Annotated in this window: 15 protein-coding genes and 5 pseudogenes; 11 read left to right on the top strand and 9 right to left on the bottom strand. The window is 65.2% G+C overall.

Annotation, left to right across the window (positions count from 1 at the left end; translation table 11 throughout):
* Positions 1 to 33: 33 nt before the first annotated feature.
* Positions 34 to 891 (bottom strand): outer membrane protein, encoded by an 858-nt coding sequence (locus NHF48_RS09985; protein ID WP_253071021.1) that lies wholly within the window; start codon positions 889 to 891, stop codon positions 34 to 36.
* 159 nt (positions 892 to 1050) lie between these two features.
* Between NHF48_RS09985 and parE the strand changes: the two genes are divergently transcribed.
* Positions 1051 to 3060, top strand: coding sequence for a DNA topoisomerase IV subunit B (gene parE, locus NHF48_RS09980; RefSeq protein ID WP_253071020.1), 2010 nt, complete (start codon positions 1051 to 1053; stop codon positions 3058 to 3060).
* Between the two features lie 190 nt (positions 3061 to 3250).
* On the opposite strand, the gene NHF48_RS09975 is transcribed toward parE, so the two are convergent.
* Positions 3251 to 4039 (bottom strand): hypothetical protein, encoded by a 789-nt coding sequence (locus NHF48_RS09975; protein ID WP_253071019.1) that lies wholly within the window; start codon positions 4037 to 4039, stop codon positions 3251 to 3253.
* Between the two features lie 240 nt (positions 4040 to 4279).
* On the opposite strand from NHF48_RS09975, the gene NHF48_RS09970 reads away from it, so the two are divergent.
* The 5 genes and pseudogenes from NHF48_RS09970 to queE all read left to right on the top strand — a co-directional run bounded on the left by NHF48_RS09970 (position 4280) and on the right by queE (position 9130).
* A complete protein-coding gene (locus tag NHF48_RS09970; RefSeq protein ID WP_253071018.1) occupies positions 4280 to 5470 on the top strand; it encodes an aspartate aminotransferase family protein in 1191 nt (396 codons plus the stop codon).
* A gap of 141 nt (positions 5471 to 5611) precedes the next feature.
* Positions 5612 to 6532, top strand: a complete 921-nt coding sequence (argF, locus tag NHF48_RS09965; protein ID WP_253071017.1) for an ornithine carbamoyltransferase — start codon at positions 5612 to 5614, stop codon at positions 6530 to 6532.
* A 32-nt stretch (positions 6533 to 6564) separates the two neighbouring features.
* Positions 6565 to 7484, top strand: a pseudogene (gene hslO / locus NHF48_RS09960) (Hsp33 family molecular chaperone HslO).
* Between the two features lie 305 nt (positions 7485 to 7789).
* Positions 7790 to 8494 (top strand): 7-cyano-7-deazaguanine synthase QueC, encoded by a 705-nt coding sequence (gene queC, locus NHF48_RS09955; RefSeq protein ID WP_253071016.1) that lies wholly within the window; start codon positions 7790 to 7792, stop codon positions 8492 to 8494.
* 1 nt (position 8495) lies between these two features.
* A pseudogene (queE, locus tag NHF48_RS09950) lies at positions 8496 to 9130 on the top strand (7-carboxy-7-deazaguanine synthase).
* 56 nt (positions 9131 to 9186) lie between these two features.
* Here queE and NHF48_RS09945 read toward each other — a convergent pair.
* The 4 genes from NHF48_RS09945 to lipB all read right to left on the bottom strand — a co-directional run bounded on the left by NHF48_RS09945 (position 9187) and on the right by lipB (position 11293).
* The gene (locus NHF48_RS09945; protein WP_253071015.1) at positions 9187 to 9831 is read right to left on the bottom strand and encodes a hypothetical protein; all 645 of its coding nucleotides are present in this window, start codon (positions 9829 to 9831) and stop codon (positions 9187 to 9189) included.
* A gap of 46 nt (positions 9832 to 9877) precedes the next feature.
* Entirely contained in the window at positions 9878 to 10003 is a 126-nt protein-coding gene (locus NHF48_RS09940; RefSeq protein ID WP_263816832.1) for a hypothetical protein, read from the bottom strand.
* A 275-nt stretch (positions 10004 to 10278) separates the two neighbouring features.
* Entirely contained in the window at positions 10279 to 10560 is a 282-nt protein-coding gene (locus tag NHF48_RS09935) for a hypothetical protein (protein WP_056065069.1), read from the bottom strand.
* A 103-nt stretch (positions 10561 to 10663) separates the two neighbouring features.
* Positions 10664 to 11293, bottom strand: coding sequence for a lipoyl(octanoyl) transferase LipB (lipB, locus tag NHF48_RS09930; RefSeq protein WP_263817028.1), 630 nt, complete (start codon positions 11291 to 11293; stop codon positions 10664 to 10666).
* A 143-nt stretch (positions 11294 to 11436) separates the two neighbouring features.
* Between lipB and NHF48_RS09925 the strand changes: the two genes are divergently transcribed.
* Positions 11437 to 13047, top strand: coding sequence for a glycerophosphoryl diester phosphodiesterase membrane domain-containing protein (locus NHF48_RS09925; protein WP_253071014.1), 1611 nt, complete (start codon positions 11437 to 11439; stop codon positions 13045 to 13047).
* A 158-nt stretch (positions 13048 to 13205) separates the two neighbouring features.
* Here NHF48_RS09925 and NHF48_RS09920 read toward each other — a convergent pair whose 3' ends face one another.
* From NHF48_RS09920 to NHF48_RS09910, 3 genes and pseudogenes are all read right to left on the bottom strand, one after another.
* Positions 13206 to 13805, bottom strand: coding sequence for a GNAT family N-acetyltransferase (locus tag NHF48_RS09920; RefSeq protein ID WP_253071013.1), 600 nt, complete (start codon positions 13803 to 13805; stop codon positions 13206 to 13208).
* A gap of 4 nt (positions 13806 to 13809) precedes the next feature.
* Positions 13810 to 14634: pseudogene (gene hemF, locus NHF48_RS09915) on the bottom strand (oxygen-dependent coproporphyrinogen oxidase); the annotation flags it as partial.
* 217 nt (positions 14635 to 14851) lie between these two features.
* Positions 14852 to 15302 (bottom strand): annotated as a pseudogene (locus tag NHF48_RS09910) (tRNA (cytidine(34)-2'-O)-methyltransferase).
* Between the two features lie 170 nt (positions 15303 to 15472).
* On the opposite strand from NHF48_RS09910, the gene petA reads away from it, so the two are divergent.
* The 4 genes and pseudogenes from petA (at position 15473) to NHF48_RS09890 (ending at position 18956) form a co-directional block, all read left to right on the top strand.
* Positions 15473 to 16060: a ubiquinol-cytochrome c reductase iron-sulfur subunit gene (petA, locus tag NHF48_RS09905; RefSeq protein WP_253071012.1), complete on the top strand. Its 588-nt coding sequence runs from the start codon at positions 15473 to 15475 to the stop codon at positions 16058 to 16060.
* 10 nt (positions 16061 to 16070) lie between these two features.
* Positions 16071 to 17402, top strand: a complete 1332-nt coding sequence (locus tag NHF48_RS09900; protein ID WP_253071011.1) for a cytochrome b — start codon at positions 16071 to 16073, stop codon at positions 17400 to 17402.
* 21 nt (positions 17403 to 17423) lie between these two features.
* On the top strand, positions 17424 to 18266 hold the full coding sequence (locus NHF48_RS09895) for a cytochrome c1 (RefSeq protein ID WP_253071010.1): 843 nt from the start codon (positions 17424 to 17426) through the stop codon (positions 18264 to 18266).
* A gap of 139 nt (positions 18267 to 18405) precedes the next feature.
* A pseudogene (locus tag NHF48_RS09890) lies at positions 18406 to 18956 on the top strand (adenine phosphoribosyltransferase).
* The last annotated feature ends 12 nt before the right edge of the window (positions 18957 to 18968 follow it).

Here is an 18968-nt window from a genome sequence, read left to right as displayed (position 1 = left end):
CCTGCTCCAGCTTGGAGCAGGCCGCCCTGCGCCTCAAAACCGAAACGCCACCGTGCCGCGCAGGCTGTGCCAACGGAAGTTGTCATCCGAGCGCTTGAACGCGGTGCCGGCCGTGTTCGGCGCGAGCACGAACGGGTTGTTCGCAGGCTGCGTGCCGCGCGTCACGAGGACGCGCGCGTCGTCGTCCTGATACTGATGGAACATGTATTCCATGCCGACCGAGATGTTCTTGCCGAGCTTCTGCTCGATGCCACCGCCGCCGGTGATGCCGAACTGGTTCTTCTTGCCGCTCTGCGCATAGGCATTCGCGGTGTTGCTCGAGTAGAAATCGCGGTTGATGCGTGCATAGCCCGCACCGAACGTGCCGTAGAAGAGCGTCGTGTTGACCGCGTAGCCGGCGCGGCCGCGGATCGAGGCTTCCCAGTCGAGGTCGCGCGTCATCGTGTAGAAGGCGGGCGTGGTCGAGAAGGCGGTGACGCTGTCGCGGATGTTCGACTTGCCGAACTCGCCGACGACGCCGACGACGATGTTGCCGCGCTGCTGGTCGATGCCGACGCGCGCGTAATAGGCGGTGTTGTCCTTGTCGTTGCGGCAGCCACGGCCACCGACGGCAGGAGCCGTGCTGCTCCGTGCGGCGCCGTTGCAGAAACCGGGCGAGAACGCGTTGGCGCCAGCGGCGGTCGTGACAGCATCGCCGAAGCGGCCATCGAGATTGCGGTCGAACAGGATCGACGAACCTTCGTCGTTCGGCTGCACGTCATAGCCACCGGCCGCACCGAAATAGATGCCGCTGAACGGTGCGTCTTCGGTGATCTCCTGCGCCGCGACAGGCATTGCAGCAAAACCCAGCGTAGCGGCGCCAGCGAGCGCCACCATCATCGTCTTAGTCATATTCACTCCCGAAAACTTCATGACAGGTTTTTCATAAACGGCCGGTTCCGCAAAATTTATCCCCGCACTGCAACAATCTAAATCAATGTGGCTTTTCGATCACAGGGAGAACAAACGGAGCCTGTGGCTTTGTCCGGCGCCTGCGGCTACGTTCCCGTCATGGCTGAAGATCTGTTCGCGTCCCCCTCGACGCCCGGCGCCGGCAAAACCGCCGCCAACACCTATGACGCGTCGTCGATCGAGGTGCTCGAAGGCCTCGAACCCGTACGTCGCCGCCCCGGCATGTATGTCGGCGGCACCGACGAACGCGCGCTGCATCACCTCGCCGCCGAAGTGCTCGACAACGCGATGGACGAGGCGGTCGCCGGCCACGCGACGCGCATCGAGGTCACGCTGGAGGCGAACAACCGGCTGACGATCGTCGACAACGGCCGCGGGATTCCGGTCGACCCGCACCCGAAGTTCCCCGACAAGTCCGCGCTGGAGGTGATCCTCTCGACGCTGCACTCGGGCGGCAAGTTCGCTGGCAAAGCCTATGCGACATCGGGCGGCCTGCACGGTGTCGGCATCAGCGTGGTCAACGCGCTGTCGTCCGACACCGTCGTCGAGGTCGCGCGCGATCGGCAGTTGTATCGCCAGCGCTTCGCCAAGGGCCTGACGCTCGGCCCGATCGAGCATCTCGGGGCCACGCCCAACCGTCGCGGGACCAGCGTCGCGTTCACGCCCGATACCGAGATCTTCGGCAACGAGCTGAACTTCAAGCCGCAGCGCCTCTACAAGCTCGTCCGCTCCAAGGCGTACCTGTTCGCGGGCGTCGAGATTCGCTGGCACTGCGCGCCCGATCTGATCGGCGACGACACGCCCGCGCAGGCCGTGTTCCAGTTCCCCGGCGGCCTTGCCGATCACCTCCGCGACCAGATCGCCGGCCGCGAGTGCGCGACCTCCGACTTCTTCTCGGGCTCGCAGGATTTCCCGAGCGCGAACGGCGAAACCCAGGGTCGCGTCGAATGGGCGGTCGCGTGGCCGTTGTGGAGCGACGGCTCGTACAGCTGGTATTGCAACACCATCCCGACCCCCGACGGCGGCACGCACGAACAGGGTCTCCGCCAGGCACTGGTCCGCGGCCTGCGCGCGTTCGGCGATCTCGTCGGCAACAAGAAAACCAAGGATATCAGCGCGGACGACGTCATGGTCGGCAGCGAACTGATGCTGTCGGTCTTCATCCGCGAGCCGCAATTCCAAAGCCAGACCAAGGATCGCCTCACCAGCCCCGAAGCCGCCGGCCTCGTCGAGAAGGCGGTACGCGATCATTTCGACCATTTCCTCAGCCACAACATGGAGCGCGGCAAGGCGCTGCTGAACTATGTGCTGGAGCGGATGGACGAACGCCTGCGCCGCAAGCAGGAACGCGACGTCAAGCGCAAGACCGCCACGTCCGCGCGGAAACTGCGCCTCCCCGGCAAGCTCACCGACTGCTCGGCCAACTCGCCCGAGGGCACCGAACTCTTCATCGTCGAGGGTGATTCGGCAGGTGGCTCGGCGAAACAGGCGCGCGATCGGAAAACGCAGGCGATCCTCCCGATCCGCGGCAAGATCCTCAACGTCGCGTCGGCCACTAGCGCCAAGATCTTCGCCAACCAGGAAATCGCCGACCTCACCCTCGCGCTGGGCTGCGGTACGCGGAAGGACTGCACGCCGGACACGCTCCGCTACGAACGCATCGTCATCATGACAGACGCCGACGTCGACGGCGCACACATCGCGACTCTGCTGATGACGTTCTTCTTCCAGGAGATGCCCGAGCTCGTCCGCCGCGGGCATCTCTACCTCGCGCAACCGCCGCTCTACCGCCTCACCGTCGGCACCAAGAGCGTGTATGCTCGCGACGACGCGCACCGCGCCGAACTCGAACGCACCGTGTTCAAGGGCAAGAAGGTGGATGTCGGCCGCTTCAAGGGTCTCGGCGAGATGAACCCGAGCCAGCTCCGCGAAACCACGATGGACCCAGCAACACGCGGCATGCTCCGCATCACGCTTCCGCAGGAATACGAGGAGCGCGCACAGGTGAAGGACCTCGTCGACCGCCTGATGGGCAACAATCCCGCGCACCGTTTCGCGTTCATCCAGGAGAATGCGGGTCGGATGGACGAGGAGGCGATCGACGCGTGAGGTAATGGTGCCGTGTGTCGGGAACGGGTGGGGGCATCGCAACCCTCCGAAAACGCCACGGAGGCGGCCCGAGTTCGCTAAGCTCGCCACCCCCATTGTGTTCACCCGCGAAGGCCGGTGCCCAGCCCGGCCTCCCGCCTTCGCGGGAGTACGACCTAGCTGGGCACCGTCATGGCTCTCAAACGATCACCTACTGCTTGTAGGCGACCAGCGTCGACGTCTTCCCACGTTTGATGTCGTTGACGTCGATCCTCATCGTCTTGCCGTCGGGCGAGACCGTCATGAGGAATTTGCCGGTCACCTTGCCTTCGAACATATCGGTCTCGTGCAACGTGCGGGCACTGGGCTGCGTCAGGGACACGGTCGTCCAGCCCGGATCGCCCGTCACCGGCACTGCCGGACCGCCGATCGTCGCGGCGAACGAGATGCCGATCGGCGTCGAATAGGTCACGACCTTGCCGACCTGCGCGAACGTGAACGTCAGCCCGCTGTCGGACACCTGCGCATCCTTGGTCTGGCGCCATGAGCCCGACGTGGCATGCGCGCCGGCAGGGGCGGGGGCAACGCGATCGCTGACCGACGTGCCGGTGATCGGAACTCCGGTCGTGCCCACCGTCTCGCTGAATGCCGTCGCAATCGATTTTCCGTCGGCCGACAGCGTTTCGGTCGCTTCGCTGACGATCTTGCCGCCCTTCTTCGTCGCGTACTTCACGACCGCCGGATCGACGACGGTTACCGACATCTCGTCATAGTAAGGCTGTCCGGCCACCGCATGCCAGCCACCGTCGGCGACGACCTTCACGACCGGCTTGCACGTGGCGCAGGTATATAGGCCCTTGTCTATCAACGTGCTGGAAGGTTTGGTGGACAATTGACTGGCACTGATATCGCCCTTCCAAGTACCCGACAGGACGTCTTGCGCGACTACCGGCGATATCGCGGTCGATATCAATGCTACGCCGATCGTAAGTTTGATCATGATTATCTCCCCTGTACTTCGACGAGGTCATTCGAATCGAATCAAAGCACACAGGATCCTGGCGCCGCGTCTTCCGATGCATGCGCTTGTTTAGGGTGATGCGACAGGGCGACGGCGATATAATCTCGGTCAGCTTTGGTGGGTGATGCAAGTGGTGTTGCTCCCGGCGTCGCGCGCTCGTATCAGGCGGTTCGGGCGGCCGATAAGGGTCGCCCTCGCTGTTTGAAGGAGCTTGCCGTCGTGACCATCACCCCGCTCATGCCCGTCTACCCGCGGTGTGGCGTGCGTCCGGTCCGAGGCGAGGGCGCGTACCTCTTCGGCGAGGACGGCCAGCAGTATCTCGATTTCGCCAGCGGCATCGCTGTCAACGCGCTCGGCCACGGCCACCCGCATCTGACCAAGGCGATCGCCGAGCAGGCGGCGACGCTGATGCACGTGTCGAACCTGTACGGGTCGCCGCAGGGCGAGCATCTCGCGCAGCGCCTCGTCGACAACAGTTTCGCGGACACCGTGTTTTTCACCAATTCGGGTGCGGAAGCGGTCGAGTGTGCGATCAAGACCGCGCGCCGCTATCATTTCGCCAACGGCAATCCGCAGCGCCACACGCTGATCACGTTCGACACCGCGTTCCACGGGCGTACGCTCGGCGCGATCTCGGCGACCAATCAGGCGAAGATGCGTGACGGGTTCGAGCCGCTGTTGCCGGGGTTCGCCTATGCGAAGTTCAACGATCTCGAAGGTGCGCTGGCGCTGATCGACGACAACACCGCGGGCTTCCTGGTCGAGCCGATCCAGGGCGAGGGCGGTATCCGCCAGGCGAGCCATGAGTTCCTCACCGGCCTGCGGAAAGCGTGCGACGAGCACGGCCTGTTGCTGGTGCTGGACGAGGTCCAGTGCGGCTATGGGCGCACCGGCAAGTTCTTCGCGCACGAGCTGTACGGCATCACGCCGGACATCATGGCGGTCGCCAAGGGTATCGGCGGCGGCTTCCCGCTGGGCGCGTGCCTTGCGACTGAGGAGGCGGCCAAGGGCATGGTCGCGGGTACGCACGGCTCGACCTATGGCGGCAACCCGCTGGCGATGGCGGCGGGCGAGGCGATCCTCGACGTGATGCTCGAGGACGGCTTCCTCGACAACGTCACGGCGATGGGCGACCGGTTGCGGCAGGGGCTCGAGCAGATGATCCCCAACCACGATCATCTGTTCGACAGCGTCCGCGGTACCGGGCTGATGCTCGGGCTGAAGCTGAAGAGCGACAGCCGGGCGTTCGTCGCATTCGCGCGCGACCACCACAATCTGCTGCTGGTATCGGCGGGCGAGAACGTCGTTCGCATCCTGCCGCCGCTGGTGATCGACGAGAGCCACATCGCCGAGTGCATCGACAAGCTGTCGACCGCCGCGCGAGTCTACGTACCCGCTGCCGACGATTGACTTAAATCCTCCCCGATACGGGGAGGGGGACCATGCGAAGCATGGTGGAGGGGGATCGCCCCGAAGTGTCGCGTTCGTGGGGGCCCCCCTCCACCATTCGCTATGCGAACGGTCCCCCCTCCCCACGCCGGGGAGGATATTATGACCCGCCATTTCCTGAATCTCACCGACGCCGGAGCCGACGGCATCGCCGCGATGCTGGCCGACGCACTCGACCGCAAGGCGGCCCGCGCCGGCTTCCCCAAGGGCCGCGCCGACACCGACGCGCCGCTCGCCGGGCACACGCTCGCGATGGTGTTCGAGAAGAGTTCCACCCGCACGCGCTTCTCGTTCGATATGGCGATCCGCCAGCTCGGCGGCACCTCGATCGTGTCCGACGGCGGCTCGATGCAGCTCGGCCGCGGCGAGTCGATCGCCGACACCGCGCGCATCCTGTCGGGCTATGTCGACGCGATCATGATCCGCACCGACGATCACGCCAAGATCGAGGAGATGGCGCACTACGCCTCGGTCCCGGTCATCAACGGGCTGACCGACGCGTCGCATCCGTGCCAGATCATGGCCGACCTGCTGACGATCATCGAGAGTGGCAAGACGCTGCCCGGCCTCAAGATCGCGTGGCTCGGGGACGGCAACAACGTGCTCGCCTCGATCGTCGAGGCCGCCGGGCTGATGCAGTTCGACGTCGTCGCGGCCTGCCCGCAGGGGTTCCAACCAGAGGAAGAGGCCATCACGCGGTCGTCGGGTCGGGCGCGCGTCGTGGCCGACCCGCGCGAGGCAGTCGAAGGCGCTGACATCGTCGTCACCGACACCTGGATCTCGATGGGGCAGGCGCACGCCGAGGCTAAGCTGAAGGCGCTCACCCCATATCAGGTCGACGCCGCGCTGATGGCGCTCGCCAAGCCCGATGCGAAGTTCCTCCACTGCCTGCCCGCGCACCGCGGCGAGGAAGTCACGCCCGACGTGATCGACGGCCCGCAGTCGTTGATCTGGCAGGAAGCGGAGAACCGCCTTCACGCGCAGAAGTCGGTCCTGCGCTGGTGCTTCGGGCAGATCGGTTGACCTGAACGGGCAGGGTCACCATTTGGCGGACGATGAACGATACGCCAAAATTCGACCCCAACGTGACCGATCTCGACCGTGCGCTGGCTTTCGCGATCCCGACGCGCAGTGCACGCGGCCGGATTGTGCGGCTCGGCACCGCGCTCGACGAAGTGCTTGCCGCGCATGCCTATCCGCCCGCGATCGAGAAGCTGCTCGCCGAAGCCCTTACGCTTGCCGCGCTGATCGGTTCGACGCTCAAGGATTCGAGCGGCCAGCTGACGATGCAGACGCGCACCGACAACGGCGTCGTCCAGCTCCTCGTCTGCGACTATCGCGGCGGCGAAGTGCGCGGCTATATCGAATATGACGCGGACAAGCTCGCCGAGGCCCCCCGCCGAACCATCGCTGTTCGCGTTGTTCGGTGCCGGCTATCTCGCGATCACGTTCGACATGGCGACCAGCAACGAACGCTATCAGGGCATCGTCCCCCTCGACGGCGATACGCTGTCGCAGTCCGCGCAGAGCTATTTCACGCAGTCCGAGCAGATTCCGACGATGATCCGCACCGGCATGGCGAAAGGCCCCGACGGTCGCTGTATCTCGGGCGGGCTGTTCCTCCAGCACCTCCCGGAGGGCGAGGGACGGGCGCGAGCGCCTGCATACCAAGCTCGATCATCCGGAATGGGAGCATGTCGCCACGCTCGGCAACACGATGGGCGTCGATGAACTCACCGATGCGACGTTGCCGCTGGAAACGCTGGTGTGGCGCCTGTTCAACGAAGAGGAAGACGTCCGCATCCTGGCGGATATCCCGATCATGCGCGGGTGCCGCTGCGATCCGGATTATATCCGGGGCGTGATTTCGAAATTTCCCTTGGAGGAGCGCCAGTCGATGGCGGACGAGACCGGCTTCATCATCGTCGACTGTGCGTTCTGCGCGAAGAAATTCCCGGTGCCGGTGGAGGAATAAAACCCTCTCCCTGCAGGGGAGAGGGAAGGGCCCGCGCGAAGCGTGGGAGGGTGAGGGGCGTGAGGCTCAGGACACCAGACCCAACCACCCCTCACCCTTCCGTAGCCTACGGCTCCTCCTTCCCTCTCCCCCCGGAGGGGAGAGGGGGCGAGCATTAACCGCAATTTTACGCCTCACCCTTACCACTGGTCACGTGCTCTTATTCAGCACGTTTCTCCCCTTTGGCGCGTGTCCGCGCCAAACTCGGGGCCGCTCCCCGGGCGGCCCCTTTCTTTTTGCGCTCGCTGGCCTAGCGAACACGCATCATGACATCCCCTGCTCCCTTTGCGGTCGCCCTCGTCTCGGGCGGGCTCGACTCGATGGTATCCGCCGCGCTTGCGCGCGAAGCCGGCCAGCGCGTGCTCGCGCTCTCGTTCGATTATAATCAGCGCCACCGGATCGAACTCGATGCCGCGCGCCGCGTCGCCAGCGCGCTCGGTGCCGACCGCCACATCGTGCTGCCGATGGACCTCTCCGCGTTCGGCGGCTCCGCGCTGACCGCCGATATCGACGTGCCGAAGGACGGCGCGGGTACCGAAGACGGCGGCGGCATTCCCGTCACCTACGTCCCCGCGCGCAACACGATCTTCCTCAGCCTCGCGCTCGGATGGGCCGAAGCGGCGGGCGCACGCGACATCTATATCGGCGTCAACGCGCTCGATTACTCCGGCTATCCCGATTGCCGGCCGGAGTTCATCGCCGCCTTCGAAGGCCTCGCCGAACTCGCGACAAAGGCCGGCGTCGAAGGCGAACCGTTCCGCATCCAGGCACCGCTCCAGATGATGACCAAGGCGGACATCGTTCGCGAAGGTACGCGGCTCGGCCTCGACCTAGGCCTCAGCTGGTCATGCTACGATCCGACACCCGCCGGTGAGCATTGCGGCGAGTGCGACAGCTGCCGCCTGCGTTCTCGCGGCTTCGACGAGGCGGGGATCGCCGACCCGACGCGCTACGCCGTCAAGCCGGCCTGACATGAGCTACGCCGTCAAGGAAATGTTCCTCACGTTGCAGGGTGAGGGGCGTCAACGCCGGTCGCCGCGCGGTGTTCGTCCGGTTCGCTGGGTGCAACCTATGGTCGGGCCGTGAACAGGACCGCGCGACCGCGGTGTGCAAGTTCTGCGATACCGAGTTCGTCGGCACCGACGGGCTCGGCGGCGGCAAGTTTGCCGATGCGCAGGCTTTGGCGTCAGCGGTAGCGGGCTTTTTGGGGAGAAGGGGTGCGCGATCGATTCGTCGTCCTGACCGGTGGCGAGCCGATGCTCCAGATCGACGACGCTATCGTCGATGCGCTGCATGCGCAGGGTTTCCAGATCGCGATGGAGAGCAACGGTACGATCCCGGCGCATCCGGGAATCGACTGGATCTGCATCAGCCCCAAGGCCGGCAGCATCGTCGTCCAGCGCGCCGGGCACGAGCTGAAGCTCGTCTGGCCGCAGCCGGGCAGTGACATCGACGAGGTAGAGACCTGGGATTTCGAGAACTTCCTGCTCCAGCCCCTCGACGATCCCCGGGCGGATGCGAACCGAGAGGCGTGCGTGGACTTGGTCATGGAACGCCCGCAGTGGCGACTGTCGCTCCAGACGCACAAGCTGCTCGGTCTGCGCTAATCCTAGCCTCACGCACCACTCCAGCTCTCGCGTGGGTATTGCGTAACGCTAGGTGATCAGGATGTTGAACAAAGGGAAGGCCCGGCGGCCGGTTGCCAGGTGCGAAGGGTGAGGACTGGGAGGTACTTTTCCAGATCACTCAACCCCCGAGCCAACCCTCTCAGCGAGTCGCCATCCCCAAACCGACCGGCGGCCAGTTCTGCGCGCCGCACTTCTTCACGACCCATTCGCCCTTCTTGTTCCAGCAGATCGGATCGAGGCGGATCATCATCGGTGCCCCCCCGTTCGCGACCGATGTACCGGGGAAAGCGCTGCTCGCCCCACGGGATCAGGCTGTTGCGCAACTCACGCGAGCGCGCCAGTGCGACGTCGGCGAAATGCCCACGAGGTGCGAACACCGCATCACGCCCGATCGACCCTGCGGTCTGGCAAAAGCCGTACTGCGCGGCCACGGTGGCAAAGCTCGAATAGGTCCGCGTTCCGAACTGGTCGAGCGCGGTCTGGCCAGCCTTGGGGCCCGCCGCCTTGTTCACGCGCACGAAGTATTTGGTCAACGTGTCGAACGCCCCCTTCAGCTCCTCGCCGTGGTCGGCCAGGATCGAGTTGTAGTTCGGCACGGTCAACAGTGTCGGTTCGAACTGGCACTGCAACGCCGCGACGTTGAGCGCCGCACGCATGTGCCACACCAGCGCCGCCCGCATTTCCGCCGACGTCGCGCCGGGCAGGGCCTGGCCAAGGTCGGATTCTTCACCGGTGACGGCTGCGCCCGAGAAATCGCGCGACTGTAAAAAAGAACTGCGCCGACGCCGACTGCGCCACAGCGAGCCCGCTCGACGCCACGCAAAGCGCGAGCGCGGTACGCAACACCTTCATTCCAACCTCCCCAGGGCATTCCAAGTGATCGAATCTAAAGCGTTTCCGTGAAACTCCCAAGCGATTTTAACCTTTTCGACCCGTCGTCCGACGCCGTTGTCGGGTGGGAACGTCAGAAATCCGTCGGCGCCGAAACGATCGTTCGACAGAGGGGGCTAAAGGGGTGCCGCCGCACGCGCTTCGATCGCCGAAACCCATCGGACATCGCCAATAACGAAAAGGGCCGCCCGGTTGCCCGGGCGGCCCTCCACAACGTCGTAGTTTCCTTGCGGAAATTACATTGCGTTGGTGGTCATCGCGTTGTTCGTCATCATGGTATCGTTCGACATCATCGTGTCGTTCGCCATCATGGTGTCGTTGGCCATCATGCCACCGTTCGACGCGCCGTCGACTGCGGTCATGTTGTCGGACATCGTGTCCATGCCCTCAGTGGCGTTCATGTCGGTGACCATCGTGTTGTCGGTCGTGGTCTCGGTCTTGGGACCGCAAGCCGAAACAGCGAGTGCTGCGCTGGCGATCAGCGAACCGGTCAGAACCTTGGAAATGAGTGCACGCATGTGGAAGCTCCCTAGATAGAGGATTTGGCTGGCTGCTCGCCCTTAATACCCAAATCGTAGTGGACATTAATCCGATAACGCTTTGCCCTCAAGCCTCGTTTTCTCAAGGACAAGAAACTGTTTCAAGGAAAGCATCGGCCGTCAACGCCAGGGCCGCGTCGAAAGTTGCAAGGTCGGCCGGAATGCCGAGCGATTGCAGGCTGGTAACGCCGTATTCCGGCAGGCCGCAGGGCACGATACCACCAAAGTGCGACAGGTCGGGGTCGACGTTGACCGAGAAGCCGTGAAGCGTCACCCACCGCTTAACCCGCACCCCGATCGCCCCGATCTTCGCCTCTCGACCCCGATCGAGCGTCCAGATGCCAACCCGGCCATCGACCGCGAACGCCTCGACGCCGAGCTCGCCCAGCGCTGCGATCACCCAGGATTCGAGCGCGTGGACGTAGCACCGCACGTCGCGCCCGCGCTTGGTCAGGTCGAGCACGACATAGCCGATCCGCTGCCCCGGCCCATGATAGGTGTATTTCCCGCCGCGCCCGGTCGGAATCACCGGAAAGCGCGCGTCGATCAGGTCGCCCGGCTCGGCGCTGGTGCCCGCGGTGTAGACCGGCGGATGTTCGAGCATCCACAGCAGTTCGCGCGCCTCACCGGTGCCGACGGCGACCGCGCGCGCCTCCATTTCGGCCAGCGCATCCGCATAGGGGGTAAGGCCGGCGCTGGTCCGCCATTCGATATCGGAGAGGGGAGGGGGTGATCACCGATCCCAATTGCGCACCCGTGCCGCAAGTTGCAACCGCGACGAGCCCTTCAACCATGTGGTCAAGCGCGAGGGCTTGGGCTACCTCGCGCAGGAACGGGAATGGCGGGAGCACAGGCATGGCGACGACAGGCGCGACGACGGGTATAGTCAACGCACGCGTGAAGATGGGAACGGTCTGGGATCGCACGATTGAGGTGCTGAACGGGCGCACCGACATGATCGCACCGATCGCGCTGCTTGGCATAGCGCTGCCGAGCGTGCTCCGCGATGGCTTCGCCGCCTTCTCGACGCCGGGCACGCTGACGTTCGCGCTGGTCGGCGCCACGTTGGCGATCGCCGCACTGGTCGCGGTGATCTGGGCACAGTTGGCGATCGTCGCGATCGCGACGGATCCCGCCACCAACGCCGCCGAAGCGCGTCGCGTGGCGGGCAAGCGCGTGCTCCCGGCGCTCGGCATCACGATGTTGCTGACGTTTGTCGCAGCGCTGTTCGTGGTGCCGCCGGTGATCGTCCTGCTCAATTCGGGGTTCGATTTCGCGGCTGCGGCCAGCGGATCGAGCGTCCAGATGACCCCGCCCAGCGCGAATGCGGCGGCATTCGTGGCGCTGTACGGGCTTGCCTTTCTGCTGGTGGCGATCTGGATCGGCGCCCGACTGGTGTTGCTCAACCCCGTCATCCTCAACGAACGTCGCGGGATCGGTGCGATCCGCCGTTCGGTCCAGCTCACCAAGGGGCTGACGTGGCGGATCATCGGCGTGTTGATCCTGTTCGCGATCGTCATGCTCGTGTCCACCTGGGCCGCGCAGTCGGTGACCGGGATCATCTTCCGCCTCGCGCTCGGCGCCGACGGAATCGCCACCGCGACCTTCCTGTCGGGCGTCGTCGCGACGATCGTCACCACCGTCTTCACCGCGCTCGCCGCGGTCTTCACCGCGCAACTCTACGTCGCGGTCAGAGAGAAACTTCCCCCAGGAATGAAATCCCCGATGAAGCTCGATTTCGCGACCGTTCTCACCGACGCCTGGACGCTGTTCAAGCGCGACCGCGACCTGTTGCTGCGGATCGCCGCACCGTTCCTGTTCCTGCCTGCCTTCGCGCTCGCGTTGGTCGTGCCCGATCCGCCGATGCCGGACGCGGCGGCGGGCAATAATGAGGCGCAGGCGATGGTCTGGGCCGATGCGGTGCAGACTTGGGCGGCGGCGCATGGCGGCTGGTACCTGCTCGCCTATGTGATGAGCTTCTTCGGCACGTCCTTGTTCTACGCGCTGTATCTGGATCGTGAGCATCTCGACCTGCGGCAGGCGTTGACGCGCTGCCTCCGGATATTCCCGCGCTTCCTGCTGGCGATGGTGATCGTGTCGCTGCCGGCGGGGGCGGGGCTGCTGCTGTACGCGATCCCGGGGCTCTACATCCTCGGCCGGACGATGCTGACCGGCCCGGCGCTGTTCGCCGAAGCCCCGCTCGGTGCGCTGGCTGCGATCCGTCGCAGTCTCGTACTCAGCCGTGGTTCGGGGCTACCGCTGATGGGGCTGGCGGCGTTCAGCTACATCAGCGGCTGGCTCGTCGGCGCGCCGTTCATGATGGCCGACCGAGCCCTCCGCGAAGGCGGACAGGCCAACCCGGTAGCACTCGCGATCGTCGATGCCGGCGCCGCGGTGGCGGCCATGGCGGCCGGTATAGCGATGGCCCTGATCGCGATCTCCGCTTACCGGCGTTTGGCAAGGTAAGGGGCCGTCCGCCAAGTAGAACAGCACCTCCCCGGCGGAGGCCGGGGCCCAGTTGGAGAGGTCGCAGTAACGACGCGCCACCTTCGTTAGCACCGTCCCCCAACTGGACCCCGGCCTGCGCCGGGGGAGTAAAGCTGGGCTGGGCGTGATCGAGTGCGTTAGTCCTCAGGACTCTTCCCCAGATACGGGATCTGCGGCGCCGTCTCCTGCGGCAGCAACCCAGACGCCCGCGGGTCCGGAAACGTCTCGATCGTCCGCTTCACCACCACGAACCCCTGCGCCCGATAAAACCCCAACGCGCTCGGATGATCGAGCGTGCAGGTATGCAGCCAGACCCGCTCCACCCCCTTCGCCCAGGCCCGCGCGCAAGCCTCGGCCATCAGCCACCGCCCATGACCTTGCCCCGCCAACTCCGGGATCAACCCAAAATACGAAATCTCGCACGCCCCCGCCTCGCGGAAATCGAGTTCGAGCATTCCGACCTCGATCCCCGCCGGATCGATCACCGCATACACCGCGATCCCCGGATCATGCACGATCGCCGACAGCGCATCGTCCGCCATCACCAGCCGCGAGAACCACAGCCACGGGCTCCCGACCCGCCGGAACAGCGCGCGATACTTCTCCAGCGCGGGCCGCTCCCACTTCACCAGCCGCAACCGCGATCCGGGGCTCGGCCGCAGCGGCGGTCGCTTGCGCATTTCCAGCGTCGTGACGATCGTCGCAAGGACGTCGTCGGCAACCGGGATCAGCGCCACTGGATCACGACCATGTCGCGCGAGGCGGCAGGCTCATCAGGATCGCATCGATGTTGCCGCCGGTCTTCAGCCCGAACAGCGTCCCGCGGTCATAGACGAGGTTGAACTCGGCATAGCGCCCGCGCCACTCGAGCATCCGCGCCTCGTCGGCCGCATCGAACGGCGTATCTATCCGCCGCCGCACGATCCGCGGATAGGCGTCGAGAAACGCCTCGCCGACGTCGCGCGTGAACGCGAAATTGCTCTCGAAATCGCCATCGAGATGATCGAAGAAAATCCCACCAACGCCCCGGCCGACCTTCCGGTGAGGGATGTAGAAATAGGTCTCCGCCCACTCCCTGAACCGCTCGTAGTGCGCGGGATCATGCGCGTCGCACGCCGCCTTCATCGTCGCGTGAAAGTCCGCCGTGTCCTCCTCGATCGGCAAGGGCGGGTTGAGATCGCCGCCGCCGCCGAACCAGCGCTTCGTTGTGTTGAGGAAGCGGCAGTTCATGTGCACCGCCGGCACGTGCGGGTTAGTCATGTGCGCGACCAGGCTGATCCCGGTCGCGAAGAACCGCGGGTCTTCGCCCGCACCGTGGATCGACTTGGCGAAGTCACCCTCGAACGTGCCCTCGACGGTCGAGACGTTGACGCCGACCTTCTCGAAGACCTTGCCCTTCATGACGCTGCGGACACCGCCACCGCCGGGCTCTCCCGACGGATCGATCCGGTCCCAGGGCGTGTATTCGAACGACGCGTCGGAGCCCGCCTCCCGCTCGATCGCCTCGAACTCCGCACAGATGCGATCGCGCAGGGATTCGAACCAGTGGCGGGCGGCGGCTTGCTGGGGGGTCGAGTTCGGTCATGCGGGGGTCTTACCGCCAGCAAGCGACGCGTGAAAGGGGATACGCCGCTTCTGGCAAGAGGCTCCTCCTTCTGGCTTCCCTCCCTGGAAGGGGAGGGGCTGGGGGTGGGTCGGTTTCAGCAGTGTGGGACGCTGGCGGCACAAGCTGGCCTACCCACCCCCAACCCCTCCCTTCCAGGGAGGGGCGCAGAAGGCAGGATCAGCTTGGCCAGCCGTCCGTCTGCCGTAGCGCCTCCGCCGCAACGATTCCCGTCGCCACCGAGATATTCATTGACCGCAACCCCGGCCGCATCGGGATCAGCACCCGCACATCGGCGCGCGCGTGCACCTCCTCAGGCACCCCAGTCCCTTCGCTCCCCATCAGCAACACATCGTCCTCGCGGAACTCGGCAACATCCAGCCGCACCGCGCCCTTCGTCGTCAGCAACACGATCCGCCCGCTCACCTGTGCCAGGAACGCATCCCAATCGACATGCCGCACCACGTCGACCGCCCCCCACATAATCCATCCCCGAGCGCGCCACCGCCTTCTCGCTCCAGGTGAATCCCATCGGTTCGATCAGGTCGACGCCGATCCCCATGCACGCGGCGGTCCGCAGGATCGCGCCGACATTTCCGGCGATATCGGGCTGATAGAGGGCAATTCTCATGCCCGATCCCCTAGCAAGGCGGTAACCCAAAGCAAATTGCAGTTGGCAAACCCGCGCCCCGCCGTCTATCAAAGCGCAGCCTCCGTGGGGACGGTCGGGCAGGGTGGGCAACGGTTCGTCGAAACCGGAAGCCCCGCCAGGCCACGAAAAAAATAACGTGCAAGGGCGAGATGAATGGCGACAGTCGACGACATGGTTCCCCCGGCGAATCGCCAGAGCCGTTTCACGAAGAGGCCCATGATCCTCGCCGCCGTGATTTCATCAACATCGCCGCGGTCTCCTTTGCAGGGGTAGGCGCGGTCGCGATCGTCCTGCCGCTGATCAACCAGATGAACCCGAGCGCAGACGTGCTCGCACAGTCGACCACCGAGATCGACTTGTCGAAGATCCTGCCGGGCCAGGCGATCAAGACCTCGTTCCGCAAGCAGCCGCTATTTGTGCGCAACCTGACGCCGAAGGAAATCTCGGAAGCCGACGCGGTCGACATCTCGACGCTGCGCGATCCGCAGACGCTGGAGCAGCGCACCAAGGCGGGCAAGAAGAACTGGCTGATCACGCTGGGCGTCTGCACCCACCTCGGCTGCGTCCCGCTCGGCGCGGGCGCGGGTGAGAACAAGGGGCCGTTCGGTGGCTATTTCTGCCCGTGTCACGGCTCGGCCTACGACACCGCCGCGCGCATCCGCAAAGGCCCCGCTCCGTCGAACCTCCACGTTCCGGACTATGCCTTCAACTCCGACACCGTCGTCACGGTAGGCTGAGGAAAACGACATGAGCTTTCCCTGGGCCAAGCAATACGAACCGAAGCTGCCGCTGACGCGGTGGCTGGATGAGCGGCTTCCCGTTCCCCGGCTCGTCTATAATTCACTCGGCGGCGGCTATCCCGTCCCGCGCAACCTCAATTACTTCTGGAACTTCGGCGTGCTCGCCGGTGCCGCACTGGCGATCCAGATCATCACGGGCATCGTCCTGGCGATGCACTACGCCGCCAACGGCGCGGTCGCATTCGACTCGGTCGAGAGCATCATGCGCGACGTCAATGCGGGCTGGTTCCTGCGCTATGCGCACGCCAACGGCGCCTCGATGTTCTTCATCGTCGTCTACACGCACATCTTCCGCGGGCTCTATTACGGCTCGTACAAGGCGCCGCGCGAGATGGTCTGGCTGCTCGGCGTCGTCATCTTCCTGCTGATGATGGCGACCGCGTTCATGGGCTACGTGCTTCCCTGGGGCCAGATGAGCTTCTGGGGGGCCCAGGTCATCACCGGGTTCTTCTCGGCGATCCCGCTGGTCGGCGACACCATCCGCATCTGGCTGCTGGGCGGATTCGCGCCCGACAACGCCGCGCTCAACCGCTTCTTCTCGCTGCATTACCTGCTGCCGTTCGTCATCGCGGGCGTCATCATCCTGCACATCTGGGCGCTGCACATCCCCGGCTCGAACAATCCGACCGGCGTCGACGTGAAGGGCGAGCAGGACACCGTTCCGTTCCACCCCTACTACACCGCGAAGGACGGCTTCGGGCTCGGCATCTTCATGCTGATCTTCGCCAGCCTGCTGTTCTTCTTCCCGAATTATCTCGGCCACCCGGACAATTACATCCCGGCGAACCCGCTCTCGACGCCCGCGCACATCGTCCCCGAATGGTATTTCTGGCCATTCTACGCGATCCTGCGTGCCTTCACCGCGGACTTCATTCTGCCGGCGAAGCTGTGGGGCGTGCTGGCGATGTTCGGCTCGATCCTGCTGCTGTTCTTCCTGCCCTGGCTCGACAGCTCGCCGGTTCGTTCGATGAACTATCGTCCCAAGGCGCGGATCGCGTTCTGGGTGCTGGTCGCGGACATCTTCGTGCTCGGCTATTGCGGTGGTGCGCCGGCGAACGCGTTCTACGTGATCCTCAGCCAGATCTGCGCGGCCTATTATTTCGCGCATTTCCTGATCATCCTGCCGCTGATCTCGCGGTCCGAGCGTCCGCGGCCGCTGCCCAACTCGATCACCGAAGCGGTGCTGAACAAGCATGGCGGCACGAGCCCGGCCCACACAGCGCTGTCGACGGCGCCCACGTCGCATGGCGTGCCCTCCGCGCCGCACGCCGCGCACTGATACGAACTCGAGGACACACACATGGTTCGTCTCATCGCATCCTTCGTCGGCGCGGCCTTCGTGCTGGTGCTCGGCATCGCGCTGTTCGGCAGCGTCTACGGGGCCATCACCGACCCCGTCGCACCGACCGCGGAGAGCGTCGCGCACAAGCACCCCAAGGAACTCGAGCTCGCCTCCAACGGCGTGTTCGGCAAGTTCGACCGTCGCCAGCTGCAGCGCGGGTTCCAGGTCTACAAGGAGGTCTGCTCGGCCTGCCACTCGCTCCGGCTGGTGTCGTTCCGCGACCTGACCAAGATCGGCTATACCGACCCTGAGGTTAAGGCGATCGCCAACCAGTGGGTGATCGAGCAGCCGTCGATCAACCCCGAGACCGGCGAGCCCGCGACGCGCAAGAATATCCCGTCGGATCACTTCCCGTCGCCGTTCGCCAACGAGATCGCCGCGCGCGCCGCGAACAACAACGCGCTGCCGCCCGATCTCTCGCTGATCACCAAGGCGCGCGAGGAGGGCACCGCCTATGTCCATTCGCTGCTGACCGGCTACACGACGCAGCCCGCCGCGCTGTTGAAGGAATTCCCGGATATCAAGACGCCGACCGGGCTCCACTACAATCCGTATTTCGCGAACCTCAACATCGCGATGCCGCCACCGCTGACGTCGGACGGTCAGGTCGCTTACGCGGACGGCACCAAGGCGACGAAGGAGCAAATGTCGACCGACGTCGCGGCGTTCCTGACCTGGACCGCCGAGCCCAATCTCGAGGCACGCCATGCTGCCGGGTTCGCATCGATCATCTTCATCCTGATCTTCTGCGGCCTCGCCTGGGGCGCGTACCAGAACGTCTGGCGCGACGTTAAGCATTGATGACGGCCGGGCTCCCGCGATAAGGGCGCACGGATAGAGGGAGCGGCGGACGGGCAAACAGCCTGATCCGCCGCTTTCGTTTTGGCCGTCGCGCAGCACCGCGATACGGCCGCCGCTTAGCGCGAAGAAGGGAACGTCCATGTCCGAGACCACCGAGCGCAACGCCGACTTGAAGGCTTTGATCCGCACCATCCCGGACTTCCCCAAGCCCGGCATCCAGTTCCGCGACATCACCACCTTGCTGCTCGATCCGCACGGCTGGGCGACCGCGATCGAGCGGATGGTCGCGGCGGTCTCCGGCCCCGTCGACCTGGTCGCCGGTATCGAAGCCCGCGGTTTCCTCTTCGCCGCCGCGTTGGCCGCGCCACTGAAGGCCGGCGTCCTGCTGATCCGAAAGGACGGCAAGCTCCCCCGGCGTCACGATCGCCGAAGACTACGCGCTCGAATACGGAACCGACCGCATCGCGATCCACGCCGATGCGTTTGCCCCCCGGCGCCCGCGTTTTGCTGGTCGACGACCTGATAGCCACCGGCGGCACCGCCCGCGCCGCCGTCCGCCTGCTCCACAAAGCCGGCGCGGTCGTCACGCAAGCCCAGTTCCTGGTCGACCTCGCCGACCTCGGCGGCGCGGAAGCACTGCGCACAGACGGCATCGAAGCAACCGCCCTGATCCACTTCCCCGGCCACTGACTGTCCGAAAAC

This window comes from Sphingomonas sp. H160509 (genome assembly GCF_024124765.2).
In the GTDB taxonomy this organism is placed as follows: Bacteria; Pseudomonadota; Alphaproteobacteria; order Sphingomonadales; family Sphingomonadaceae; genus Sphingomonas.
This window is presented reverse-complemented; position numbering and strand designations above follow the sequence as displayed.